This is a genomic window from Pseudorhodobacter turbinis (genome assembly GCF_005234135.1).
In the GTDB taxonomy this organism is placed as follows: domain Bacteria; phylum Pseudomonadota; class Alphaproteobacteria; order Rhodobacterales; family Rhodobacteraceae; genus Pseudorhodobacter; species Pseudorhodobacter turbinis.
On record NZ_CP039965.1, the window covers coordinates 1,290,388 to 1,313,321 of the forward strand.

Sequence of the window (22,934 nt, forward strand, 5' to 3'; positions counted from 1 at the left end):
TGCCCCAAATCCATAGGGCATCCCTTTTTTATACATAAAAACAAAAGCGTGGTGTCAGAACCCGCTGACGCCGGGCAGCCAAGTGGAGAGCGCGGGCACAAAAGTGATCAGCAACAGCGCCAAGGCCAGCGCCAAAAAGAAGGGCGGCATTTCCTTGATCAGCGTCGAAGGCTTGATCCGCATGGTGGAAGAGACTACGAAAATCAGGCTGCCCACCGGCGGCGTTGTCAGGCCAAGCGTCAGGTTGACGATCACGATGATCGCAAAGTGATCAGGGTCGATCCCGAGGGCGAGGCTGATGGGCGCAAGGATCGGCACCAAAATCATCACACCCGGCAGCGGGTCCATGAACAGGCCAAAGATCAGCAGCAGCACATTCACCGCCAGCAGGAACACGATGGGCGACAGATCCCACGCGATAATCGTTTCCGCCAGAAACTGCGGGATGCCCTCGATGATCAGCACCCAAGCAAAGGCCCGCGCCGCGCCAAGGATCAGCAAAACGGCCGTGGACACCAGCGCCGCCCGCAAGATGATGCCGGGCAAGTCCTTAATATGTAATGAGCGGTAGATGAACATGCCCACGAACAACGCATAGAACACCGCGATGACAGAGGCCTCTGTCGGGGTGAATACGCCAAAGCGGATGCCGCCGACAATAAGCACCACCAAAAACAGCGCAGGCACGGCATAGATCGCGATCTGGATGATCTCTTTGACCGGCGGCATCGACGCGCCGCTGGCATATCCGCGCTTGTGGCTGACATAGGCATTGGCGACCAGAATAAGCACCGTAATCAGGATGCCGGGCAGTACGCCCGCCATAAACAGCGACCCGACCGAGACCTCTTGATCCTGCATCGCATAGATGATCATCGTGATTGATGGCGGGATGATCGGCCCCACGACCGAACTTGCGATCGTCAGCGCGCCCGCATAGGCACGGTTATAGCCGCCCTTTTCCATCATCCTGATCATCATGGTTCCGGGACCAGCGGCATCGGCCAGCGCGCTGCCAGAAATCCCCGCGAACATGGCAGAGCTGACAACGTTGGCATGCCCCAGCCCGCCCTTAAGATGCCCGACCAGCGATTGCGCCAGCCGCAGCATCGCCAGCGTGATGGCCCCGCCGGTCATGATCTCGGCGGCCAGAACAAAGAAGGGCACGGCCAGGAGCGGAAAACTGTCGAGGCCCGAAAACATCTCTTTGACCACGACGAGGTTGGGATAGCTGGAGCCGAAGCTGAGCGCGACGAAAACCGAAATGGCCATCGCAAAGGCAACAGGCAGCCCGAGCGCGAGCAGGATGAACAGTGCCGGAAAGAGAATTTCAGCCATTTGCGCTTCCGGGTAGGGCGTTTGTGTCGCCGTGTTTATATTCGCCCGCGGTGATAAAGGGCCGCGCGATAAGCAACAGGTGAACGATCAACAGGGTAAACCCGACCGGCATCGCCGCATAGACATAGATGAAGGGGATGCGCATGGCAGGTGTCACCTGATATTGCATACGCTGCGCATATTGCATCCCGACATAGACCATAAAGCAAAAGAACAGCAAAAGCCCCAAGGTGATCGCGCCACGCAGGATCTGTTGCCCTTTGACGGGCAGCGCATCCTGCAGGTTGGTGATCGCAACATGCCCACCCGTGCGCAAGACAAGGCCCGCGCCGCTGAAGGTCATCCAGATCATCAGATAGCGCGCGGCCTCATCCGCCCAAGGCAGGGAATGCGCCGTGGTATAGCGTAACAGGATGTTCGCACCGACGACCAACGACATCGCGGCAAGCATCACGATCAGCGCCCAGCCGTTCAGCGTGACAAAAATGGATTCGAGTTTTTTCAAGCTGCGCCCTCGGAATCACGAACCGGCGCCAAGGGCGGCGCCGGTTGTTTTGGTTTATTTAAAGGATACGATGGAGTCGACCAGTTCCTGGCCATACGTCTCATAGTAGCCTTCATAGGCGGATTTGATCGAGGTCTGGAATGCCGCTTTTTCCTCGGACGAAAGGGCGTTCACTTCCATGCCGCGCTCTTTCAATGTCTCGACACCGCTGGTTTCAACATCGTCGACATAGCCGCGCATTGCGACCACAGCCTCGGTTGCGGCTTTTTCCATCGCAGCTTTCTGGCTGTCATCCAGACCTTCCCAGAAGGGTTTGGAAACCAGCAAAACGGCGGGGGAATAGACGTGGCCCGAGATCGTCAGATATTTCTGGACCTCGTTCAGCTTGACCGAAACGATCACCGAAAGCGGGTTTTCCTGCCCGTCGATCACGCCTTGTTGCAACGAGGAAACCACCTCGGGCCACGCCATCGGCGTTGGCGCGGCACCCATCGCATCAAAAGCCGCCAGATGGACCGGATTTTCCATGGTGCGGATTTTCAGGCCCGCAACATCGGCGGGGGTGTGGATCGGGTTGCGGTTGTTGGTGATGTGGCGAAAGCCTTGCTCCCCCCATGCCAGCCCGTGCAGGCCGACGTTATCAAATTCGGCCAAAATCTCTTGGCCGATTGGCCCGTCCAGAACAGAACGGGCGTGATCGAGGCCGCTAAACAGGAAGGGGATGTCGAAAACGCCGGTATCGGGCACGAAATTTGCCAAAGTGCCGGAGGAGACAATCGTCGCCTCAATCGTGCCGATTTGCAGCCCCTCGATAACCTCACGCTCTCCGCCAAGGCCCGATGATGGGAAATGGGTGACGGTGAATTGATCGCCGCTTTCGGCCAGCAAAACCTCTTCGAATTTCTTGGCGGCGACACCGTAATGGCTGTCGGGTGCCAGCGCATAGCCGATCTTGATTTCGGTCTGTGCAAAGGCCGGACAGCCGATTGCAACAACAGCGCCTGCAACGGCCAAGCCGCGAATATTAAATGTCATTGATAACCTCCCAGTTTAATCTGAATAAGTGCTATAGAAGGCGGGCCTGCGTGGCAAGCCTGCCCCTGATCGTGTTTGGCGCGTTACTGCGGCCCCGGTTTTCGGAAAATCGTCACCAGCTCAGGCACATAGTCCTGACCATGGCCCGCCTGAACCGCGCCGGAAATCGCGTCGGATACGCTGTCGGCCACGGGTTTTTGCGCACCTGCGGCGGTGGCCATGGCGCGGTAGTAATCAATGTCCTTTTGGGCGTTGCTAATGAAAAACGGCAAGCCCTCGCGGTCGCCCTTGGTAATATAGGGGGCAAGCCGGTCGAGCGCGGCTGATGCGCCGCCGCCATTGGCCAGCACATCGACGAAAACCTGTGGGTCAATTTCAGCATCGGCGGCCTGTGCGGCGGCTTCGGCCAGCAAGGTCATGAAACCGATGGAAACATAGTTGTGCAGCAGTTTAAGCCGATGCCCATGCCCCAGCGCGCCGACATGTTCGATGCTGTCGGTGAAAGAGGCCAGCACCGGCCGCACCTTTTCCAGATCGGCAGGGTCGCCCCCGACCAAAAGGTTCAGCGTGCCTTCATGGGCGTGTTTGGCGGTGCGCGTCATCGGCGCGTCGATGTAGTGACCACCGGCGGCGTGAATGGCCGCGCCCATCCGCAGCGTGGAATCGGGCAGCGCGGTAGAGCAATCGACAATCACCGACCCGGGTCTAAGACCGGACAGCAGCCCGTTTTCGCCGGTGACAATCGCCTCAACCTGCGGCGATCCGGTGACGCACAGGATGATCACATCACACTCGGCGGCAATATCCGCAGGGGTGGCACAGCCAAGCGCCCCGAGGGTGGCCAGCTCCTTTACCGGCTGGTTGCCGGGGTGGTCCAGAAACCGCAGGGCAAAGCCGCCCCGTTTCAACACATTGCGCGCGATGCCATGGCCCATAAGCCCGACGCCTATAATTCCGACCTGCATCCTCTTCTCCTTTGGTGCTGGGGTGGGCATATCAATCGGCATTGATCCAGATGGCCTTGGTATCAAGGTATTCTTCCATATGCTCTGTTCCGCCCTCACGGCCATAGCCCGACATTTTCACCCCGCCAAAGGGCACTGCCGGATCAATCGCGTGATACATGTTCACCCAAACCGACCCCGCCTTGAGCCGGTTCGCCAGCTTATGCGCCGTGCCCAGATGGGTCGAAAACACGCCCGCCGCCAGCCCGTATGGCGTTGCATTGGCGCGGGTGACCACCTCATCCAGCGTATCGAACGGCAGGGCGGAAATCACTGGCCCGAAAATCTCTTCGCGGGCGACGGACATCTGGTCAGTCACCCCGCCAAAAACGGTGGGCTGGATGTAATGCCCGCCCGCCAGATCCGGCCCCTCGGCCTTGGCACCACCGGCGAGAACCTGCGCGCCCTCATTCGGGCCAGCGGCAAGATAGCCCGCAATCCGTTCCGCTTGCCGCGCCGAGATGATCGGGCCGATATCGGTATCGGCGGCAACCCCGTGGCCGATCTTCAACCCATTGGCAAAATCGGCCAGACGGCGCAGGAATTCGTCGTGGATCTCACGCGCAACAAACAGGCGCGAGCCCGCAATGCAGATCTGGCCGGAGTTTGCAAAAACCGCCATCGCCGCGACCGGCACCGCCTTGTCAATATCGGCGTCCTTGCAAACGATCACCGGCGATTTGCCGCCCAGCTCCAGCGAGACACGTTTGAGGTTGCCGGTCGCGGCACGGGCGATGGCCTGACCCGTCGCGGTAGAGCCGGTAAAGACGATCTTGTCCACGCCCGGATGGGCGGCAAGGGCGGCCCCCGCCTCATCGCCGCGGCCGGTGACGATATTCAGCACGCCATCGGGCAGCCCCGCCTCTTGCATGAGCCGCGCGATCATCAAAACGGTCAGAGAGGCTTCCTCGGACGGTTTCAAAACCACTGTGCAGCCGGTCGCAATCGCCGGTGCGATCTTCCAGACCGACCCCGCAATCGGCGCATTCCACGGGATAATTGCGCCCACCACGCCCACAGGTTCGCGCACGGTCGAGGAATAAATCTCACCGGGGAAAGAGTTCGGGATGGTACTGCCGTGGATCATCACCGCTTGTCCGGCATAAAACCGCAGCATCCCCAGAACCCGGCGGCTGTTGGCAAGGGTGCGCTGGATCGGCATCCCCATATCCAAAGTGTCAGACAGACACAGGGTTTCCCATTCGGCCTCAAACTTGTCGGCGATCCGTAGCAGCAGGGCTTGACGTTCAAAGGGGGTGAACTTGGACCACGGCCCCTCGAACGCCTTGCGCGCGGCGGCGACAGCCTTGTCGATATCGGCGCCGTCGCCCTGCGGAACGGTTGCCAATAAGGCGCCATTGGCGGGATTGCGCGCCTCAAGTGTTTTACCGGATTGGGCTTCGCACCATTTGCCGTCTATGAACATCTGGCGATGTTCGCCACGATAGAGGTCGGTTGCCAAAGCAGTCCAGTCTTTCATTTCGTCTCCCTTGCCTTTCGGCAGTTGATCTGCGCGCCAAGATCGTGGCGGTTTATACGCAAATCTCGGGGCTCGTCTTTTGAACCCGGCAAGCGGTTTTGTCTATCGTTTTCGCAAAGAGTTTCGCAACAAAGTTACCAGCCCTGCGCGCTGCCAGTTACATCACTGCCTCGACCAGGGTTGGGCCGGGCGTAGCCATGGCGGGGGCTATGGCTTGTGCCAGTGATCCGGCATCGGTTACGCGCTCGGCGGCGACACCGTGGCCTTCGGCCTGCTTCACCCAATCGGGGGCGGGTCCTCGAGGCTCATCAGGGGAAGGGTTTCCGCCATTGCGAAAAAATGGGGTGTGTTGTGGAAATTTATGATAAAACAATATGTTACCCTAACCTTCGAAGGGTGTTGTAGCCCTTACCCCAAGACGACTTGGGGTAATTCTATTGAAATACCTGCCCTGTTGTGCGGCGATACGCCAAAAACGTGACCTAAGGGGTCAAAAGCTCATCGTGGCTTTGATGGCGCGCTTCCATGCGGCGTATTTTTCGGCGCGTTGATCCTTGGCCATCACCGGCAGGAACTGGCGGTCAAGCGCCCAGCCTTTGGCGAATTCTTCCTGATCGGGATAAAGCCCGACATGCATACCAGCCAACCATGCAGCACCAAGGGCGGTGCTTTCCAGCTCTTGCGGGCGGTCCACTGGCGCGTCGATGATGTCGGACAGAAACTGCATCGTCCAATCCGAGGCGCTCATGCCGCCATCCACCCGCAAAACCCTATCGTCGCCCTTTCCGACCCAATCTTCATGCATGGCCTCAAGCAGGTCGCGGGTTTGATAGCCGACGCTTTCCAATGCGGCCTTGGCCAGTTCTGCGGGTCCCGAGCTTCGCGTTAGCCCGAAAATCGCACCGCGACATTCGGCATTCCAATAAGGCGCGCCAAGGCCGGTAAAGGCGGGTACCAGAACGACCTGTTGCGCGGGGTCGGCGCTTTCGGCAAGGGGCTGGGTTTGACGTGCTTCATCAATGATTTTCAGCCCGTCGCGCAGCCATTGCACCACCGCCCCCGCCACAAAGATAGAACCCTCCAGCGCATAGGTCGGCTTGCCGTTCAACTGATAGGCGATGGTGGTCAGCAGGCGGTTCTGGCTGGTGATCGGGGTCGCTCCGGTATTCAAAAGCGCGAAACAGCCGGTGCCATAGGTGGCCTTGATCATCCCCGGCGCAAAGCAGGCTTGCCCCAAAGTGGCGGCTTGCTGATCGCCCGCAACACCTGCAACAGGGATCGCCGCACCGAACAGATCGGGGCGGGTTCGGCCGAAATCAGCGGCGCAATCCTTGACCTCGGGCAGCATTTGCATGGGGATACCCAGCAGGTCGCAGATGGTGCTGCTCCACCGGCCTTTGCGGATATCATAGAGCATGGTGCGCGCGGCATTGGTGGCGTCCGTCGCATGAACGGCCCCGCCTGTCAGATGCCAGATCAGATAGCTGTCGACGGTGCCAAACAGCAGCTCTCCCTTTTCGGCCCGTGCCCGCGCGCCCGCTACATGATCGAGGATCCATTTCAGCTTTGTCCCCGAGAAATAGGGATCAATCAGCAGGCCGGTGCGGTCGTTGACCATCTTCTCATGGCCCGCATCGCGCAAGATACGGCAGGTGTCGGCGGTGCGGCGGTCTTGCCAGACGATGGCGTTATGGATGGGTTTGCCGGTCGTGCGATCCCAGACAATCGTGGTCTCGCGTTGGTTGGTGATGCCGATTGCGGCAATATCGGCGGCGGCAATGCCTGTGGTTTCCATCACCTCATGGCAGGTGGTGATAACCGTTTGCCATAGGTCCTCGGGGTCATGTTCCACCCAGCCAGAGTCGGGGTAATGCTGCGTAAACTCCCGTTGGGCGCTGGCGACACGCTGCATCTTTGCATCATAGAGAATGGCGCGGCTGGAGGTGGTGCCCTGATCAATGGCGAGGATATGGGTCATATGGTCACTCTTTGGTCGAAACAGTTTCGGATGCGCGGGCGGATTTCATCCAATCGTCAAGCGCGGCGATCTCATCGGCAGTCATCCGCAGCCCCAGACGGGAGCGGCGCCAGACGACATCCTCGGCCGTGCGGGCGTATTCGCGGTCCATCAACCAGCGGATTTCACGCTCGGTCAATGCGGCGGCGAAGGGGTGGCCAAGGTCCTGTGCGGTCTTCGCATCGCCCAGAATCACGCGCGCCTCGGTGCCATAGGCACGGATCAGGCGGCGCGCCCAAAAGGCGTCGAGGAACGGGTAGGCCCTGCGCAGATCGGCGATCAGCGTATCCACACCGTCCACCGGAAAATCCCCGCCCGGAAGGCTGACGCCCGCCGTCCAGTCACCCTGCGGATTGGTGAGGAAAGGCGCAAGGGCCGCCAGCGCGGATTCGGCCAGCCTGCGATAGGTGGTGATCTTGCCGCCAAAGACATTCAAAAGCGGCGCGCCGCCATCGGTATTCACCTTCAACACATAATCCCGCGTCGCCGCCGTGGCCGAGGACGCCCCGTCATCATAAAGCGGACGCACACCGGAATAGGTCCAGACGATATCCTCTCTCTCAACCGGCTTCTTGAAATAGCTGGAGGCGAATTTGCGCAGATAATCGGCCTCTGCCTCGGTGCATTCGGGGGGGGTCGAAGGATCGGCGTGATCGGCATCGGTGGTGCCGATCAGGGTGAAGTCGGTCTCATAGGGGATGGCAAAGATGATGCGGCCATCCTCACCCTGAAAGAAGTAGCATTTGTCATGGTCGAACAGCTTGCGCGTCACGATATGGCTGCCGCGGACCAGCCGCACGCCCTCGGTCGAATTGATCCGCACCTTGGAACGGATCACATCCTGCACCCATGGCCCGCCCGCATTGACCAGCATCCGCGCAGTGAAATGCTGGGTCTCGCCGCTGTCCTTATCCTCGGTGGTAATCTGCCAGACATCGCCGACACGTTCGGCGGAGGTAACCTTGGTGCGGGTCATGATCTGCGCGCCGCGGGCCTCGGCGTCGCGGGCGTTGAGGACGACAAGGCGGCTGTCCTCAATCCAGCAATCGGAATATTCATAGGCCTTGGTAAAGCGGTCCTGCAAAACCGCGCCGACCGGATCACTGGTCAGATCCACGGTTGAGGTGGCGGGCAGGATCTTGCGGTTGCCGAGGTTGTCATAAAGGAACAGACCAAAGCGGATCAACCAAGCGGGTCTGCGCCCTTTGGTCCATGGCATCACGATGTTCAGAATCCGCGAGGTTGGCGTGTCCCCGTCAAAGCGCATATCCTTGTGATAGGGCAGCACAAACCGCATCGGCCAGCTGATATGCGGCATCGCCTGCAAAAGGGTTTCACGCTCTTTCAACGCCTCGCGGACCAGACGCACCTCAAAGAATTCAAGATAGCGCAACCCGCCGTGGAACAGCTTGGTCGAGGCCGAAGAGGTGGCACTTGCCAGATCGTTCATCTCGGCCAGCGCGACCGAAAGGCCGCGGCCCGTGGCATCGCGCGCAATACCGCAGCCGTTAATGCCGCCGCCAATGACGAAAAGATCAAGTACTTCGGGGTTTTGTTGTGATGGCAAAATTGCCTCCTCACCAAAGGATTAGGGTCTAGGCTGCGTTCAGGAAGCCGGTCACCAACTGGCCGATTTCCGCGCGGCGGGAATACATCACCAGATGGCCCGCCGGATAGATCTGAAGTTTTGCATTCGGGATAAGCGAGGCCAGCAAAATCTGGTTGGGGATGGGGATCAGCGTATCGCCTGCCCCTGCAATGATTTGTGTCGGTTGCTTTAACTGGTGAAGCCAAGGCAGGCTGCTCCAGCTGCACATGGCTTTGACCTGCGCGGAATAGCCTTCATAGCTGGGGCGGATCGCGTGGCGGGAATATTCGCGAAACAGTTCGGGATGCAAGATCGCCTCACCGCCATACATGAAGGGGCCGATGAAATCGCCGTAAGCTTTGCTGAAATAGCGCCATGGGAACATAATCTCGGCCAAGGCCACGGGCGACCCCCACCAGCTTGCGATCCCACCCGCCGAGGTAATCGCCAGCACCAGCTTTCGGCAGCGGTCCGGCATGTCATGCGCGATTTGCTGGGCAAGCGCGCCGCCCCATGAGATGCCCAGAATATCAAACTGCTCAACGTCCAAGGCATCCAGCACCGCACGCAACATCAAAGCATGTTGCTGCATCGAGGCGCCCACGTCCGGCGTATCAGAGCGCCCGACACCGGCAGCATCAAAGGTGATGATGGGCCGGTCCGGCAGCTCATCCATCATCGGCAAGAGCATTTCCACGGCCTGACCCAGCCCGTTACAGATCACCAGCGGCGGGCCTGCCTTTTCAAGATCGCGGGTAAAGACACGCAAGCGGTGGCCCTCGACCTCGATAAAGCGGAATTCATCTCCGGGGCGTGTTGGAAGATCGTGTTTCATAACATCTTTCTTTGGTCTTTAGGGGCGCAGGGGTTACCCCTGTTGGGATACCTGTTCCAAGACATAGGTCCCCGGTGCCGCAGCAAGCGCCTTGTGGGTGCGATTGCCAAGCGTGGCGGGGGCGGCTTGTTCGGTGCCGTTGTTTTTCTCGGCGAGCCATGCCAGCCAATGCGGCCACCAACTGCCCTCGGTGCGCGTGGCGGCGGCTTGCCAGTCCTCGGGGCTTTGGGACCGGTCGCCCTCGGTCAAGAAATAACGCCGGTTGCGTTCAGGGTGGTTGATCACCGTTCCCGAGACATGGCCGCCCGTTGTCAGCACAAATTCGGTATCGCCGGAAACCAGACCCGTCGCGGCATAGGATGTCTTCCACGGCACGATGTGATCGGCGGTTGCGGCCACGAAATAGCAGGCCACATCGATGTTGCGGGTGTCCACGGGGGTATCCAGCAAGGTCAGCGCGCCGGGTTCCCTAAGCTTGTTGGCCAGATACATTTCCTCGGTGTAATAGGCGTACCATTTGGCCGGCAGGTTGGAGGTATCTGCGTTCCAGTAAAGGATGTCGAACGGCGGCGGGGATTTGCCCTTGAGGTAGTTGCCGATCACAAACCCCCAGATGGATTCGTTGACATGCAGCATCGCCATAGCGGCGGCAATATCGCGGCCCGGCGCCACTCCGGCGGTTTCAAGCCGTTTGTTATAGGCTTGCAGCTGTGGCTGATCGATAAACACCTCAACCTGTCCCGGATCGGCAAAATCGATCATCGAGGACAGGAAGGTTGCCGTCCCGACATGGGCCTTTTGGTCCTTGGTCATCACGGCCAAGGCGGCCAGCAGCATGGTACCGCCATTGCACCACGACAACAGGTCAACTTTTGCGCCCTTCACGATATCCGTGGTCACATCAAGCGCTGCAAAGATACCGTCACGCAGATAATCGTTCCAATCCAGATCGCGTGTTTCCGGCCCCGGATTGCGCCATGCGATGGTAAACACCGTATGGCCCTGATCCAGCATATAGCGGATCATCGACTTCTTTTCATTGATATCGAAGATATAGAATTTGTTGACGCAGGGCGGAATGATCAAGACGGGGTTGGAGCGGACCTTGTCGGTGCGCGGCTGATACTGGATCAACTCAAACAGATCATTGCGGAGAATCACCGACCCCGGTGTATTCGCCAGATTGCCGCCCACGGTAAAGGCAGCCTCATCCGTGGTGGTGATATATCCCTTTTCCAGATCCGCCAGCATGTTCTTGAAACCGTCAACAAGGCTTTGCCCCTTGGTTTCCTGCGCTAGCTTGATCACCTCGGGGTTGGTCAGCGCATAGTTAGAGGGCGACAGGGCATCCGCCGCCACACGGGTGTAAAAGCTCAGCTTGCGCTGTTCATGCTCGGGCAGGCCGGCCTTATCGGCGAAATCCGCCATGGCCTTGGCCGTCAACGCGTAGGATTGGCGCAGGAAGGGAAAGACCCCCTCGTTCCAGTCATCAGCCTTGAACCGCGTGTCCTTGCTTGGCTCGGTGGCAGAGGGGGACAGGCTTTGCTGCCAAAGCTGGGCCATCTCGGTCTGATAGTCCATCCAGCTTTGCATCCACTCTGCCATCCCCTGCGGCGATAGCATGGCCTGAAGGGTTTTGGTCATCTCCTCGGTCATTTGCGTGGTTTTCTCGGGGTCGATGCCCGCAAACAAGGGATGGGTCTTGGCTGCATCTTTCATCAGCTTTGCAAAGGCGTCAGCAGCTTTATGGTCCATGACTATCTCCTTTAGTGCAGGCAGGTGGCAATCAGCCCCCCGATTTGCCCCAAAATTCATCACGCAGCTTCCGCTTAAGCAGCTTGCCCGTCGCGGTCCGCGGCAGATCGGTTCGAAAATCGATGCTGCGGGGGCATTTGACGGAAGAAAGGCGGGTTCTGCAATGGGCAATTAACGCGTCTTGCAATGCGGGTGATCCGTTTTGGTCGGGCATAAGCTGCACGATCGCCTTAACTTCCTCGCCGAAATCCTCATTCGGGACGCCGATTACGGCCGCATCCAGCACCGCAGGATGATCCAGTAGGACGTTCTCGGTTTCCTGCGGATAGATATTCACCCCGCCGGAAATGATCACAAACGACTTGCGGTCCGTGAGGTAAAGATAGCCCTTCTCGTCCACGCGGCCAACATCGCCCAGACTGGTCCAGCCCTGCGCATTGGTGGTTGAGGCGGTCTTGGCGGGGTCATTGTGATATTCGAACTGATGCCCGTTTTCAAAAAAGATCTCACCCTCGACGCCTGTCGGCACTTCATTGCCGGCCTCGTCGCAGATATGCAGCACGCCAAGCTTGGTTTGCCCGACCGACCCTTCATGCAAAAGCCATTCCGGGGTGGTGATCGCAGTAAAGCCGTTGTTCTCGGTGCCGGCGTAATATTCGTGAATGATCGGCCCCCACCAGTCAATCATCTGGTGCTTGATATTGATGGGGCAGGGTGCCGCGGCATGCACGGCCATTTCCATCGACGACATATCATATTTCGCACGCACCTCGGCAGGCAGTTTGAGGATCCGCACGAACATGGTCGGCACCCATTGGCTGTGGGTGATCTTTTCCGCCTCGATGATCTGTAGCGCGGCTTCGGCATCGAATTTCGACATGATATAGGCGCTGCCGCCCATTTTGATCGTCACCATCGAATGCCGCAAGGGCGCGGCATGGTAAAGCGGCGCAGGGCTGAGATACCGCGTTGTCGCGCTATAGCCGAAGAGCGAGGTCAAAAGCGCGATCAGCATGGTGTTGCCGCCCGGCGGCTCTTTGATCTGGGGCCATTTGACGCCCTTGGGCCGCCCCGTCGTGCCCGAGGAATAGAGCATATCCAGCCCCTGTGCCTCATCTGCGACCGGGGTCTCGGGCTGTTGGGCGACGGCTTGGGGCCAGTGTTCAAACCCCGCAACCGGCGCGCCGACCGTATAGATGGGAACCGGACGGGCAAAGGCCTTTTGCAGGTCGGGCATATTGGTGGCAAGCTGATCCGAGGTGACCAGCAGCTTGGCGTTGCAATCGTCGACGATATAGCGGATTTCCTCGGCCGTCAGATGGGTGCTGATCGTCGTATAGAACAACCCAACCCGATCGGCGGCAAAGCAAAGCTCCAGAAACTCGCGCCGGTTTTCCATCAGAAAAACAACGTGATCCCCGTCCTTCAGACCCAGTGACCGCAACAGATGCGCACCCTGATTTGCCCGCGCCTCCAGCTGTGCAAAGGTGGTATCCTCACCCGTGGTGCACATCCGGAAGGCGAGCTTGTCAGGCGTTTTCAGCGCATGGGTGCGAAGGTGAAATGGCTGGGTCGTCATGGTCAAAATCCGATCAGTGTTTTGCCAAAGTTATCGCCCGCCTTCAGGTGGCTCATGGCCGCTTTCAGATCGGCAAAGGCAAAGGTTTCGCCCAGAACGGGGTGGATCTGATGTTGGGTCATGGCTTTCATCATCGCCTCCAGCCCGTCACGATGGCCGACGGTGACGCCTTGCAGACGGACCTGCCGCGCGACAATCGGGCCAAGCGAGGCCTCTAGTTTAAGCCCCGAAAGCACACCGATCATCGACAACGTCCCACCCGGCCGCACCGCCCGCAACGAGAGCGGCAGAGTGGTCTCTCCGCCCAGCTCGATGATGTTGTCATAGCCGCCGTTCTCGCCGGTGATCTCGCGGCTGGCGCGCGCCCAATCGGGGGTGGTGCGGTAGTTGATCGTCGCATCCGCGCCCATTGCGCGTACCCGGTCCAGCTTTTCATCGCTCGAGGAAATCATCGTCACATGGGCGCCGTGCATCTTGGCAAACTCCAGCGCGAAAAGGGCCACGCCGCCGGTGCCCTGGATCAGGATCTTGTCACCGGCCTTGGTCTGGCCATAGGTGGCAATCGCGCTCCAGGCGGTCAGGGCGGCACAGGGCAGGGTCGCGGCCTCGGCATCGGACAGATATTCGGGAACCTTGACCACGCCTTCCTCGGACAGGCACATCAGATCGGCCATCACCCCGTCAATCGCCCCCCCAAGCGAGGAGGCAAACCGCGCAGGGCTGGGCGCGCCGCCGGTCCAGTTCTGGAAATAGGTGGGGCAAACACGGTCGCCCACGGCCACACGGGTGACACCTTCGCCGATGGCGACGACCTCTCCGACACCGTCGGAAACGGGGATCAGGGGCAGGTTACCCGTCGCGCGGCCATAGCCCCGTTCAGGCACGATTAGATCCCGAGAGTTGAGCGCGGCCATCCGCATTGCGACCAGCACCTGATTGCGGCCTGCAACGGGTTCGGGGCGTTCGGACAGTTTGAGGTTGTCGATGCCCCAATCACCTTCGATCTGGAAAACACGCATGGTTTTATTCCTTATTTCACGGGTGCCGGACGGGCGATTTTCGCCACCCGTTCCAGCAACATTTCGGTGGAGCCATCGGCAAGACCGGCGATCTGCGCGGCCCCCAGATGACGGATAAAGGGATATTCCGGCCGCAAGCCCTCGGCCCCCATCGCATGAAGCAGATGCGGCAGATGGGTTTGGCAGGTCGTCACGGCATGGATCTTGGCCTGCGCCGACAAAAGCTGCGCATCCGCCCCGCTTGAAAACTGTGCGGTGGCGGCGGCAACCAGCGCGCGGGCGGCGGCCAGATCGGTTTCGGCCCGCGCTACCGGCAGACGCCAGCCCTGATGCGCGGCCAACGGCTTGCCAAAGCTTTGGCGCGTTTGGCCATAGGCGCTGACGGTTTCCAGCGCCGCATCCAGCATCCCGCAGCACATGGCGGCGACATAGGTCCGCGCGCCGTTGATCTCGGTCAGGATGGATTTGAAGGCCTGTCCGGGGGTCAGCAACAGATGGTCATCGGGCACGACCACCCCGTTCAGGGCAAAGCCGCCGGTGCCGGTGCTGACCTGCGCGATCTCTGAATCCTGCGCGAAACGGGTGCATTCCGGCGCGGTCAGATCGACCACAAAGGCTCCGATGCCGCGACTGTCGCCGATCTGCGCGCATTGCGCATAGACGATGGCGAGTGAGGCATGGCGCGCATTGATGATCCAGCGCTTTTCCCCCTCCAGCCTCCAGCCGCCTTCGACCTTGTGCGCCCGCATCTCTATCGCGGCGAAATCGGAACCGGAGGTCTTTTCCGTCAGCGCCGTACAGGCCGTCTGCCGCCCGTCCAGCAAGGCCGGAAGGTATTTCGATTTGACCGCAGGGGGCGCACATTGGGAAAGCTTATGCGCAACGTTATGCGTGTTGACGACGGACATCGCAAAGCCGAAATCCGCAGCGGCCAGCGCCTCACAAGCCGCCGCCTTGAGGGCATAGCTCTGGCCCCGCCCGCCATCCGCGGCCGGCACCTCTATCCCTGTCAGGCCCAAAGCGGCGGCCTGTTCAAAGATCGCAGGTGCCCCCGCCCAATCTGGGGCGTTCGGGGCAATCACCTGCTGTGCGAATGTGGTGATCCGCGCAAGGCTTTCGGTTTCGGCGGCGGTCAGGGTCATCATGTCCGCCGTGTCAGCTTGGTGCGGATGACATCAACAAGGCCGACAATCCCGCGCGGCATGAAGATGGTCGCAAGCACAAGGATCAGCCCGTAAAGGATCAGGCGGAAGCTGTCGGCAAAGCGCAGCACCTCTGGCAGAAACACCACGATAAAGGCCCCGATAACCGGACCGGCAATGGTGCCCGACCCCCCCATGATCACCGCAAGAATAGCGTCAAGCGATTGTGCCACACCAAAGATTTCAGGGTTGATGAAGCTTTGATAATGGGCGTAAAGCGCGCCGGCCAGCCCTGCAAACATCGCCGAGGTCACAAAGGCAAAGAGCTTGTATTTCCACGCCGCGATGCCGATGGCGGTGACAAGATCCTCATTCTGGCGGATCGCCACAAGGATCTGCCCCACACGCGACCGCACGATCAAGGCTGCAAGCCCGGTGGCCAGAACCGCAATGGTCAGCATGAGGTAGTAAAAGGTCTCACGGTCGCGGAAGTTAAAGATGCCGGGTTTCGGGATGCCGGTGATGCCTGCCTCACCCTGTGTCAGATCATGGAAGTTCATCAAGACGATGAAGATCACCATGTTGAACGCCAGCGTGACAATGGCAAAGTAATGCCCCTTGACCCGCAGGCTGGGATAGCCGGTGGCCAGTGCGAAAATCGCGGTCACGAAGGGCGCAAGGGTGATGGTCATCCAGACCGGCAGCCCGAAATGCATCCCCATCAAGGCGGTGCTATAGGCGCCGATCCCCATGAACCCCGCCTGCACAATCGAGACATAGCCGGTATAGCCCTGAATAAGGTTCTGTCCCTGTGCCGCGATCACCCAGACAAGCGCAAGGATGCTGAGGTGCAGATAGTATTTGACGGCAATCAGCTGGGGCAGGGCGATAAAGCCGATCAAGGCCGCGATAGCGATAAGTGTTTTACCTGAAAGTTTCATCATGCTTTCCCCAACAGCCCTTGTGGGCGCACCAACAGAACGGTGATCATCACAACAAAGGCGATTACGTCTTTATACGCGGATGAGATGAACCCGGCCGCCAAGGCCTCGGTGATGCCCAACACAAGCCCGCCAACAACGGCCCCGGGAATGGAGCCCAATCCGCCAAGGATCAAAACGGCAAACCCTTTGATTACAAGGCCCTCGCCCACGCCGGGGGCAATCGCAAAGACCGCGCCCACCATGACACCGGCGCAAACGCCCAACATCGTCGAGATCGCGAAGACGATCAGCGGGATAGTATTGACGTTGACCCCCATCAAGATCGCCGCATCGCGGTTTTCAGCCACCGCGCGGATCGCCTGACCGGTCTTGGTCTTCTCGACGAATATCGTCATGCCAAAGATCAGGGCTGCCGCCGCCAGAATGACGTAAAGCCGCAATTCGGGAATGGTCACACCGCCGATGTTGAACACATGGTTGAAGTTCGTCGGGATAACGATCTGTTCCGCGCCAAAGAATTGCAGGTTGATGCCTTCAACCATCATCGTCAGGCCAAGCGCCACGATAAAGGCGTTGATGTGGTTGGCCTTGCGCACGGGACGATAGGCCAAAAGCTCAATCCCGACGCCCAGTATCATCCCGACAAGCAAGGCCAGAAGAATAGCCAGAACCAGCGGAAAGCCTTGGTTCGCGACGAAAAAGAACGTCAGATAGCCGCCGAACATCGACACCGATCCATGCGCAAAATGGGCAATGCCCAGAATGCCGAACACGGTTGTCAGGCCAAGGGCGATCAGGACATAAACACCGCCAATCGCAATGCCGTTTATAATTTGTTGAATTATCTCAATCATTTATGTTCTCTTTTCTCGCTCATCCGGGCATGGATCAAGAAGCGCTGGCCCAAAGTGAAGGCCAGCGGACGGTTGAAAAATTCCAGCGCCGCGCGAAACGGCGCTGAAACTGATCGGATCAGTCGAGTGTGCTTAGGAAGGCGGAATAAGCGGCTGGATCAGAGGGCAGATCCTCAACGTAAACCCATTGGTCGCTTTGCCATTGGAAGGCCCCGTTTGATGTATAGGCTTGGCCGTTCTGGTCAAACATCTTGCCGTCAACCGGCAGATATTCCATCACCACCTCATCGGGTACGGGCAATTCGCGCAGGGCTGCTGCTACGGCCTCGGTGTCGTCAACATCGCCTGCGGCCTCCAACGCGTCTTTTAGCGCATAGGTCTGGTCATAGGCATAGGGAGAGCTTGGCGACGGCGCGATGCCGAATTTCTTGGTGAAATTCTCATGGTAGGCGATGCCGTTGTCGGTGGCCGAAAGCAGGGTCAGCTCTGTCGGACGCAGGTCCCAAACACCTTCCATCTGGTCGGAATTGGCCACGCGCAGGAATTGTTCCTCGCTGCCGCTGGTAAAGCCGAAGCGCGGCACGTCGATGCCCAGTTCGACCGACTGGCGATAGATGAAGGCGGCGGGTTCAACATAGCCGACAACAAGGATCGCATCGGGTTCAAGGCTGCGGATCTTGGTCAGTTGCGGGGTCATGTCGCGGTCTTTGAGGCCAAAGGATTCGCGGGTGATGATCTCACCGCCGGCGGCCTGCAATGATGTCTCAAAGGCATCGACATAGCTGGAGTAAAAGCTGACATCCAACGCGCCGATAACCGCGACCCGCTTGAAGCCCTTGTTGGCTACAAAGGTGCCCGCCGCCGCGCCGGTGTAATCGGCCGGTGGACGTGTGCGCACCAAGTTGGGGATTTCCATCGTGGTGATCGAACGCTCGGCGGCGTTGCCAACCAACATCACCGCATCCTCATATTCGATGAAAGAGGCAACAGCCCCCGTGGCCCCCGAACAGCAGAACCCGAGGATATATTTCACGCCGTCACGGTCGATCAGCTTGCGAACAGAGTTGGACGCCTCGGTCGGGTTCGCCTTGTCATCATAGGCGATGACCTCCAGCATATAGGTGTCGTCCCCCACCTTGACGCCGCCGCTTGCGTTAATCTCTTCGGCTGCCATTTCCACGGATTGCGATTGCGGTAGGCCGTAAACAGCAGCACCACCGGTCAGCGCATCACTGACCCCGATTTTCAGTGTCAATTCATCGGCCAGTACGGCGTTGCCCGACATGGCCAGCGATGTCATAGCCAGCGCAGTTGTGCGCAGCAGATTTCCCAGTTTCATTCGATTTCCTCCCTTAGAATTTCACACAGGCGATCAATGGCCCAGATAGGCTTTGGTCACCTCAGGATGGGATTGCAGCTCCTCACCGGTCCCCTCCAACACAATCTCGCCCGCCTCGAACAGATAGGCGCGATCGGCAAGCCGCAGCGCCATAAGCGAGTTTTGTTCCACCAGCAGAATGGTCTTGCCCATCTTCTTGACCCGATCAATCGTGGCACCCACTTCGGCGACGATCTTGGGGGCCAGCCCCAGCGACGGCTCGTCAAAAATGCACAGCTTGGGGCGCGACATCAGCGCGCGGCCAATGGCCAGCATCTCTTGCTCCCCACCCGAGAGTGTACCTGCCGCCTGACCCGCACGGGTGCGCAGGATGGGAAACATATCCATCATTTCCTCGACGTCTTGCGCCTGTTCGTTATCCTTGCGCGAATAGGCCCCCATGCGTAGGTTTTGCAGAACCGACATTTGTGGAAATACCTGCCGCCCCTCGGGGCACATGGTGATGCCGGCGCGGACAATCTCATGCCCGCTTTTGCCGGTGATATCCGTGCCGTTGAACGAGATTGCCCCGTTCGACGGGCGCACCAGCCCGCAGATCGCTTTGAGCGTGGATGTTTTCCCCGCACCGTTGGCCCCGATCAGCGCAACACATTCGCCCTCTTTGACGTGCAGGTCGATCCCGTGGATGACCTCGATACCGCCATAGCTGACCTTCAGATCTTTTACGTCCAACATATCAGGCAGCCTCACCCAAATAAGCGTCAATGACAGCCTTGTTGCTGCGAATTTCGGTGGGCGTGCCCTCGGCGATCTTGGACCCGAAGTTAAGGACCACGATCCGGTCGCACACCTCCATGATCAGGGCCATATGATGCTCGATCACCAGAACCGCGATGCCACGGCTGCGGATCAATTTGATCAGCTCGCTCAGGGTTTTGCGTTCATGCGAGATAAGGCCTGCGGCGGGTTCATCCAGCAAGATCAGCTTTGGGTCGGCCGCAAGCGCGGTGGCGATCATCAAGAACCGCTGCTCACCCGAGGAAATGGTGCTGACCTTTTTATCTGCGATCCGGTGCAGATCGGTCAGATGCAGGATGTCCTCGATGCGCGCCTCAACGCGCTTTTCCTCATCGCTGCTGCCTCCAAGCCGGAAAACAGAAGCCAGCGGATTGGATTTCAGCGTGGTGTTGCTGCCCAGGCGGACCTGCTCTCGCACGGTGAATTCGGGAAAGACGCTGGCGGTTTGAAAGGTTCTGGTCAGCCCCTTTGCAACCCGCGGATATTCCGGCAGATGCTGGATCTCTTCCCCGCCAAGCACGATCTGGCCGGATGTCGCGGAGAACAATCCCGCCAGCGAATTTACGGTTGTGGACTTGCCCGATCCGTTCGGCCCGATTAGCCCCATGACCTCACCCGCGCTGACGCTGAATGAAAGGTCACGAATGGCCTGCACCCCCCCAAAGGATTTGTGAAGGTTCCTCACCTCCAAAATCGTCTCTGCCATTGATTCCCCCCTTGGCCGCGATCGTTGCAAGCTAGCGGGGCTAAATGGTTAAACAAAATAGAAAATATCGCTCTGGCCATCGAAAAAATAGATGATAGTCTGCTGTCATTAGGAAGTGTTGGTGATGCAAGTGGCCTCTATAATCAAGAATATCAAATCTATTCAGGTGTTTGACGTGGCGGCGCAGTTGAAAAACCTGACGCGCACTGCCGAATTTTTGAATACTTCGCAAAGCACGGTAAGCTATCACATCAAAAAGCTGGAGGATGACGTTGGCGTTCCTTTGTTTGAACGCAGCGGTACGGGGCTGAAAATCACCGCCCATGGGGAAATACTTGCGCTGCACGTGGCCCAAGCGCTTAGCCTGATCCAGTCGGGGCTGGATCAGGTGGCGAACCGCAGGGATCTGGTGCGCATTGCCGTGCTGCCGATGTTTGCAAGCAGGTGGCTGTCGCCCCGTTTGGGCTTGATGTGGGAAGCGCACCCGGGGCTGGAGATTGCCTTTCTCAACCATAACAACGACTTTGTGTATAGCGCCCAGCCCAGCAGTTTTGCCGATCTGGGCATTCATTGGGGGCGGGGGGATTGGCCCGGCTTTCACGTAACCCATCTGTGGAATGAAGAGCTGGTTGCCGTGTGCAGCCCAGATTATCAGAAAGAATCCGGGATCACCGATCTTTCCGACCTTAAGAACTGTACGATGCTGCATGTTGATGACAAGCGCATGTGGTCAGAGGTTCTGAAGGACAATCTGATAGAGCTGTCTTCGCCCCAACGCGAAATCCTGTTGGAAGATCGACATTTCCAGTTGAACGCAACCATCAACGGGCTTGGGGTTTCGCTCTTTTCCAGGCGTATGATCAAGCCCGAGTTGGAGTCGGGCCTTTTGGTGCAGCTCTTTGATTGCAGCTTTAAAAGCTCCTTTGCCTATCATCTGGTTGTGCCCAAGGAAACGATCCTGTCGCCCGCTGCGACCCGTTTCAAAGACTGGCTTTTGCAGTCAAGCCGCAGCAGCGCGTCTGACGCGCCCTAAAACCGTGCATGGTTTCGTCGCTTGGTCCCGGATCTGGTAGCCAAGATGCTTGCTTGCTCTCAGCAAATGTATTAGTGCATTTATTGAGGAAAGAGACTGCACTGTCTCGATGAGGGGGCGATCCCGCGATTATTGTGAGGCAACAGGCTGCATCGCCGCAGTCAGAATTATCCATAGGAACCAAGCATGACCGACTATATTCTGTCCGAGGCCACGCGTGAGAAGCTGAAGAAAGTATCCACCGCCTCGGTTGCCACGGCGCTTTACAAACGCGGGCTGCGCAACCAATTCGTTCAGGGTGTCGCGCCCGTTGCGATCAAGCCGGTGACGATGGTCGGGCAGGCCTTTACCCTGCGCTATATCCCCGCGCGCGAAGATCGCAACCCGCTGACCGTTTTCCGCAACCGCGACCACAAGCAACGCGTCGCTATTGAAACCTGCCCCGAGGGCCACGTGCTAGTCATGGATGCGCGCAAGGATTCTCGCGCGGCGACGGCGGGCTCTATCCTGATCACACGGCTTGCGCTGCGCAAGGCGGCAGGTGTGGTGTCTGATGGCGGTGTGCGTGATGCGGCGGGTATCGGGGCGCTGGATATGCCTGCCTATTTCGCGCGGCCCTCGGCCCCGACCAACCTGACGCACCACGAGGCGATCGAGATCAACGTGCCGATTGCCTGCGGTGATGCACCGGTATTTCCGGGCGATGTGATGCTGGGCGACAGCGACGGCGTCATGGTGATCCCCGCCCATCTGGCGGATGAGATTGCGGATGAATGCACCGGCATGGAATCCTTTGAGGATTTCGTGCTGGAGCAGGTGAATGCCGGCGCCGGTATCATCGGCCTTTATCCCGCGACCGAAGAGGCCAATCTGGAAAAATACGCCAAATGGCGTGAGAAGACAGGCCGCTAAATCTGGTCTTATTATCGGATCAAAGGTAAGACGCGTGGCGTAGCGCGTCTTACCCCCGCGTATCTGATATGTTTTGAAAGATCACCTGAATGGAAATCGCGGTTATCGGAAGCATTCATCCCCGTGGGATCGAATTTCTGGAAAATACGCCGGGCATCAAAGCCGTCTTTGTCGATCCCGATGACAGTGCCGCCGTCATGGCTGCCACGCGCACGGCAACGGCGATCCTGATCAGAACCTCTCCGCTTACCGCCGCGCATATTGACGGCGCGCAAAACCTCAAAATCGTTTCGCGGCATGGCGTGGGGATCGATAATGTCGACCTTGAGGCGTTGAACCGTCGCCGGATTCCGTTGACCGTGATTGGCGACCAAAACGCGGTATCGGTGGCCGAGCATGCGTTTTATCTGATGCTGGCGGCAACCAAAATGGGTCTGCGGTATGACCAAGCGACGCGCGCGGGCAATTGGGGGTATCGCGATTCCCTCGCCTCACACGATCTGGCGGGCAAGAATTTGCTGGTGGTCGGCATGGGCCGGATTGGTGCTTTGGTCGCGAAACGAGCGCAAGCCTTTGGGATGACCGTGTATTTTCACGACAGCTCGGCTAATAATCAGGATACTGATTGGATCAAGGTTAGCCTGTCCGATGGTTTGAAGCTGGCGGATGTTGTTAGCATCCATGTGCCGTTGTTGCCCGCCACGCGCAATCTTATCGGGCCTGCGGCCTTTGATATGATGAAACCGTCATCGGTTCTTATTTCCACCTCTCGTGGCGGAATTGTTGATGAGGCGGCCCTTGCCCTTGCGCTTGCCAGTGGCCAAATCCGCGCGGCGGGGCTTGACGTATTTGCGCAAGAACCGGTGACGCCTGATAACCCATTGCTAAAACTGGATAATATCATCCTGTCGCCGCATATGGCCGCGATGAGCGACGATGGCGCGGCCCGCATGGCCATGACAGCGGCGCAAAACTGTCTGGACGGGATCAATGGGCGGCTGGACCTGTCGCTTGTCGTCAACCCTGAGGTTCTTGCGGCGGTTGAATGATT

The 22,934-nt window shown here is 58.8% G+C and carries 21 protein-coding genes; 3 read left to right on the forward strand and 18 right to left on the reverse strand.

What is annotated here, in order from left to right; all coding sequences use genetic code 11:
• Window positions 1-54 precede the first annotated feature (54 nt).
• The 18 genes from EOK75_RS18665 to EOK75_RS18750 all read right to left on the reverse strand — a co-directional run bounded on the left by EOK75_RS18665 (window position 55) and on the right by EOK75_RS18750 (window position 19,938).
• Window positions 55-1,338: a TRAP transporter large permease gene (locus tag EOK75_RS18665; RefSeq protein ID WP_137195519.1), complete on the reverse strand. Its 1,284-nt coding sequence runs from the start codon at window positions 1,336-1,338 to the stop codon at window positions 55-57.
• Entirely contained in the window at window positions 1,331-1,843 is a 513-nt protein-coding gene (locus EOK75_RS18670) for a TRAP transporter small permease (protein ID WP_137195520.1), read from the reverse strand. Before EOK75_RS18670 ends, EOK75_RS18665 begins: the two co-directional genes overlap by 8 nt.
• Window positions 1,844-1,897: 54 nt before the next feature.
• Complete coding sequence (locus EOK75_RS18675; protein WP_137195521.1) at window positions 1,898-2,878, reverse strand: TRAP transporter substrate-binding protein; 981 nt, start codon at window positions 2,876-2,878, stop codon at window positions 1,898-1,900.
• Window positions 2,879-2,961: 83 nt separating this feature from the next.
• Window positions 2,962-3,843, reverse strand: coding sequence for an NAD(P)-dependent oxidoreductase (locus tag EOK75_RS18680; protein WP_137195522.1), 882 nt, complete (start codon window positions 3,841-3,843; stop codon window positions 2,962-2,964).
• 31 nt (window positions 3,844-3,874) lie between these two features.
• Complete coding sequence (locus EOK75_RS18685; protein ID WP_137195523.1) at window positions 3,875-5,362, reverse strand: aldehyde dehydrogenase family protein; 1,488 nt, start codon at window positions 5,360-5,362, stop codon at window positions 3,875-3,877.
• Between the two features lie 157 nt (window positions 5,363-5,519).
• Window positions 5,520-5,735, reverse strand: coding sequence for a thiamine pyrophosphate-dependent enzyme (locus EOK75_RS18690; protein WP_240794096.1), 216 nt, complete (start codon window positions 5,733-5,735; stop codon window positions 5,520-5,522).
• Window positions 5,736-5,852: 117 nt separating this feature from the next.
• Window positions 5,853-7,340, reverse strand: a complete 1,488-nt coding sequence (gene glpK / locus EOK75_RS18695; RefSeq protein WP_137195525.1) for a glycerol kinase GlpK — start codon at window positions 7,338-7,340, stop codon at window positions 5,853-5,855.
• 4 nt (window positions 7,341-7,344) lie between these two features.
• Window positions 7,345-8,946, reverse strand: a complete 1,602-nt coding sequence (glpD, locus tag EOK75_RS18700) for a glycerol-3-phosphate dehydrogenase (RefSeq protein WP_137195526.1) — start codon at window positions 8,944-8,946, stop codon at window positions 7,345-7,347.
• Window positions 8,947-8,974: 28 nt separating this feature from the next.
• Window positions 8,975-9,802 carry an alpha/beta fold hydrolase gene (locus tag EOK75_RS18705; protein WP_137195527.1) on the reverse strand — a complete coding sequence of 276 codons (828 nt, stop codon included), beginning with the start codon at window positions 9,800-9,802 and terminating at the stop codon, window positions 8,975-8,977.
• A 33-nt stretch (window positions 9,803-9,835) separates the two neighbouring features.
• Complete coding sequence (locus tag EOK75_RS18710; RefSeq protein ID WP_168199298.1) at window positions 9,836-11,557, reverse strand: PHA/PHB synthase family protein; 1,722 nt, start codon at window positions 11,555-11,557, stop codon at window positions 9,836-9,838.
• 31 nt (window positions 11,558-11,588) lie between these two features.
• Window positions 11,589-13,136 carry an acyl-CoA synthetase gene (locus tag EOK75_RS18715; protein ID WP_137195529.1) on the reverse strand — a complete coding sequence of 516 codons (1,548 nt, stop codon included), beginning with the start codon at window positions 13,134-13,136 and terminating at the stop codon, window positions 11,589-11,591.
• A gap of 2 nt (window positions 13,137-13,138) precedes the next feature.
• The gene (locus EOK75_RS18720; protein WP_137195530.1) at window positions 13,139-14,155 is read right to left on the reverse strand and encodes a zinc-dependent alcohol dehydrogenase family protein; all 1,017 of its coding nucleotides are present in this window, start codon (window positions 14,153-14,155) and stop codon (window positions 13,139-13,141) included.
• Between the two features lie 11 nt (window positions 14,156-14,166).
• Window positions 14,167-15,297, reverse strand: coding sequence for an acyl-CoA dehydrogenase family protein (locus EOK75_RS18725; protein WP_137195531.1), 1,131 nt, complete (start codon window positions 15,295-15,297; stop codon window positions 14,167-14,169).
• Window positions 15,297-16,241: a branched-chain amino acid ABC transporter permease gene (locus tag EOK75_RS18730; RefSeq protein ID WP_240794097.1), complete on the reverse strand. Its 945-nt coding sequence runs from the start codon at window positions 16,239-16,241 to the stop codon at window positions 15,297-15,299. Before EOK75_RS18730 ends, EOK75_RS18725 begins: the two co-directional genes overlap by 1 nt.
• Window positions 16,238-17,095 (reverse strand): branched-chain amino acid ABC transporter permease, encoded by an 858-nt coding sequence (locus tag EOK75_RS18735; protein ID WP_137195532.1) that lies wholly within the window; start codon window positions 17,093-17,095, stop codon window positions 16,238-16,240. The genes EOK75_RS18730 and EOK75_RS18735 overlap by 4 nt, the downstream gene beginning before the upstream one ends.
• Before the next feature lie 118 nt (window positions 17,096-17,213).
• Window positions 17,214-18,434 carry an ABC transporter substrate-binding protein gene (locus EOK75_RS18740; protein ID WP_137195533.1) on the reverse strand — a complete coding sequence of 407 codons (1,221 nt, stop codon included), beginning with the start codon at window positions 18,432-18,434 and terminating at the stop codon, window positions 17,214-17,216.
• Window positions 18,435-18,467: 33 nt separating this feature from the next.
• Entirely contained in the window at window positions 18,468-19,169 is a 702-nt protein-coding gene (locus tag EOK75_RS18745) for an ABC transporter ATP-binding protein (protein ID WP_137195534.1), read from the reverse strand.
• Between the two features lies 1 nt (window position 19,170).
• Window positions 19,171-19,938 (reverse strand): ABC transporter ATP-binding protein, encoded by a 768-nt coding sequence (locus tag EOK75_RS18750; RefSeq protein ID WP_137195535.1) that lies wholly within the window; start codon window positions 19,936-19,938, stop codon window positions 19,171-19,173.
• Window positions 19,939-20,062: 124 nt separating this feature from the next.
• Between EOK75_RS18750 and EOK75_RS18755 the strand changes: the two genes are divergently transcribed.
• From EOK75_RS18755 to EOK75_RS18765, 3 genes are all read left to right on the forward strand, one after another.
• Window positions 20,063-20,971 carry a LysR family transcriptional regulator gene (locus EOK75_RS18755; RefSeq protein ID WP_240794144.1) on the forward strand — a complete coding sequence of 303 codons (909 nt, stop codon included), beginning with the start codon at window positions 20,063-20,065 and terminating at the stop codon, window positions 20,969-20,971.
• A gap of 186 nt (window positions 20,972-21,157) precedes the next feature.
• Window positions 21,158-21,883, forward strand: a complete 726-nt coding sequence (locus EOK75_RS18760; RefSeq protein ID WP_137195537.1) for a ribonuclease activity regulator RraA — start codon at window positions 21,158-21,160, stop codon at window positions 21,881-21,883.
• An 89-nt stretch (window positions 21,884-21,972) separates the two neighbouring features.
• Window positions 21,973-22,932: an NAD(P)-dependent oxidoreductase gene (locus EOK75_RS18765; protein WP_137195538.1), complete on the forward strand. Its 960-nt coding sequence runs from the start codon at window positions 21,973-21,975 to the stop codon at window positions 22,930-22,932.
• Window positions 22,933-22,934 lie beyond the last annotated feature (2 nt).

Coding starts and splice junctions, on each gene's coding strand:
- EOK75_RS18665 (WP_137195519.1), bottom strand. CDS start 1,338: ATGGCTGAAATTCTCTTTCCGGCACTGTTCATCCTGCTCGCGCTCGGG.
- EOK75_RS18675 (WP_137195521.1), bottom strand. CDS start 2,878: ATGACATTTAATATTCGCGGCTTGGCCGTTGCAGGCGCTGTTGTTGCA.
- EOK75_RS18680 (WP_137195522.1), bottom strand. CDS start 3,843: ATGCAGGTCGGAATTATAGGCGTCGGGCTTATGGGCCATGGCATCGCG.
- EOK75_RS18685 (WP_137195523.1), bottom strand. CDS start 5,362: ATGAAAGACTGGACTGCTTTGGCAACCGACCTCTATCGTGGCGAACAT.
- glpK (WP_137195525.1), bottom strand. CDS start 7,340: ATGACCCATATCCTCGCCATTGATCAGGGCACCACCTCCAGCCGCGCC.
- EOK75_RS18705 (WP_137195527.1), bottom strand. CDS start 9,802: ATGAAACACGATCTTCCAACACGCCCCGGAGATGAATTCCGCTTTATC.
- EOK75_RS18710 (WP_168199298.1), bottom strand. CDS start 11,557: ATGGACCATAAAGCTGCTGACGCCTTTGCAAAGCTGATGAAAGATGCA.
- EOK75_RS18715 (WP_137195529.1), bottom strand. CDS start 13,136: ATGACGACCCAGCCATTTCACCTTCGCACCCATGCGCTGAAAACGCCT.
- EOK75_RS18720 (WP_137195530.1), bottom strand. CDS start 14,155: ATGCGTGTTTTCCAGATCGAAGGTGATTGGGGCATCGACAACCTCAAA.
- EOK75_RS18725 (WP_137195531.1), bottom strand. CDS start 15,297: ATGACCCTGACCGCCGCCGAAACCGAAAGCCTTGCGCGGATCACCACA.
- EOK75_RS18730 (WP_240794097.1), bottom strand. CDS start 16,241: ATGATGAAACTTTCAGGTAAAACACTTATCGCTATCGCGGCCTTGATC.
- EOK75_RS18735 (WP_137195532.1), bottom strand. CDS start 17,095: ATGATTGAGATAATTCAACAAATTATAAACGGCATTGCGATTGGCGGT.
- EOK75_RS18740 (WP_137195533.1), bottom strand. CDS start 18,434: ATGAAACTGGGAAATCTGCTGCGCACAACTGCGCTGGCTATGACATCG.
- EOK75_RS18745 (WP_137195534.1), bottom strand. CDS start 19,169: ATGTTGGACGTAAAAGATCTGAAGGTCAGCTATGGCGGTATCGAGGTC.
- EOK75_RS18750 (WP_137195535.1), bottom strand. CDS start 19,938: ATGGCAGAGACGATTTTGGAGGTGAGGAACCTTCACAAATCCTTTGGG.
- EOK75_RS18755 (WP_240794144.1), top strand. CDS start 20,063: ATGCAAGTGGCCTCTATAATCAAGAATATCAAATCTATTCAGGTGTTT.
- EOK75_RS18760 (WP_137195537.1), top strand. CDS start 21,158: ATGACCGACTATATTCTGTCCGAGGCCACGCGTGAGAAGCTGAAGAAA.
- EOK75_RS18765 (WP_137195538.1), top strand. CDS start 21,973: ATGGAAATCGCGGTTATCGGAAGCATTCATCCCCGTGGGATCGAATTT.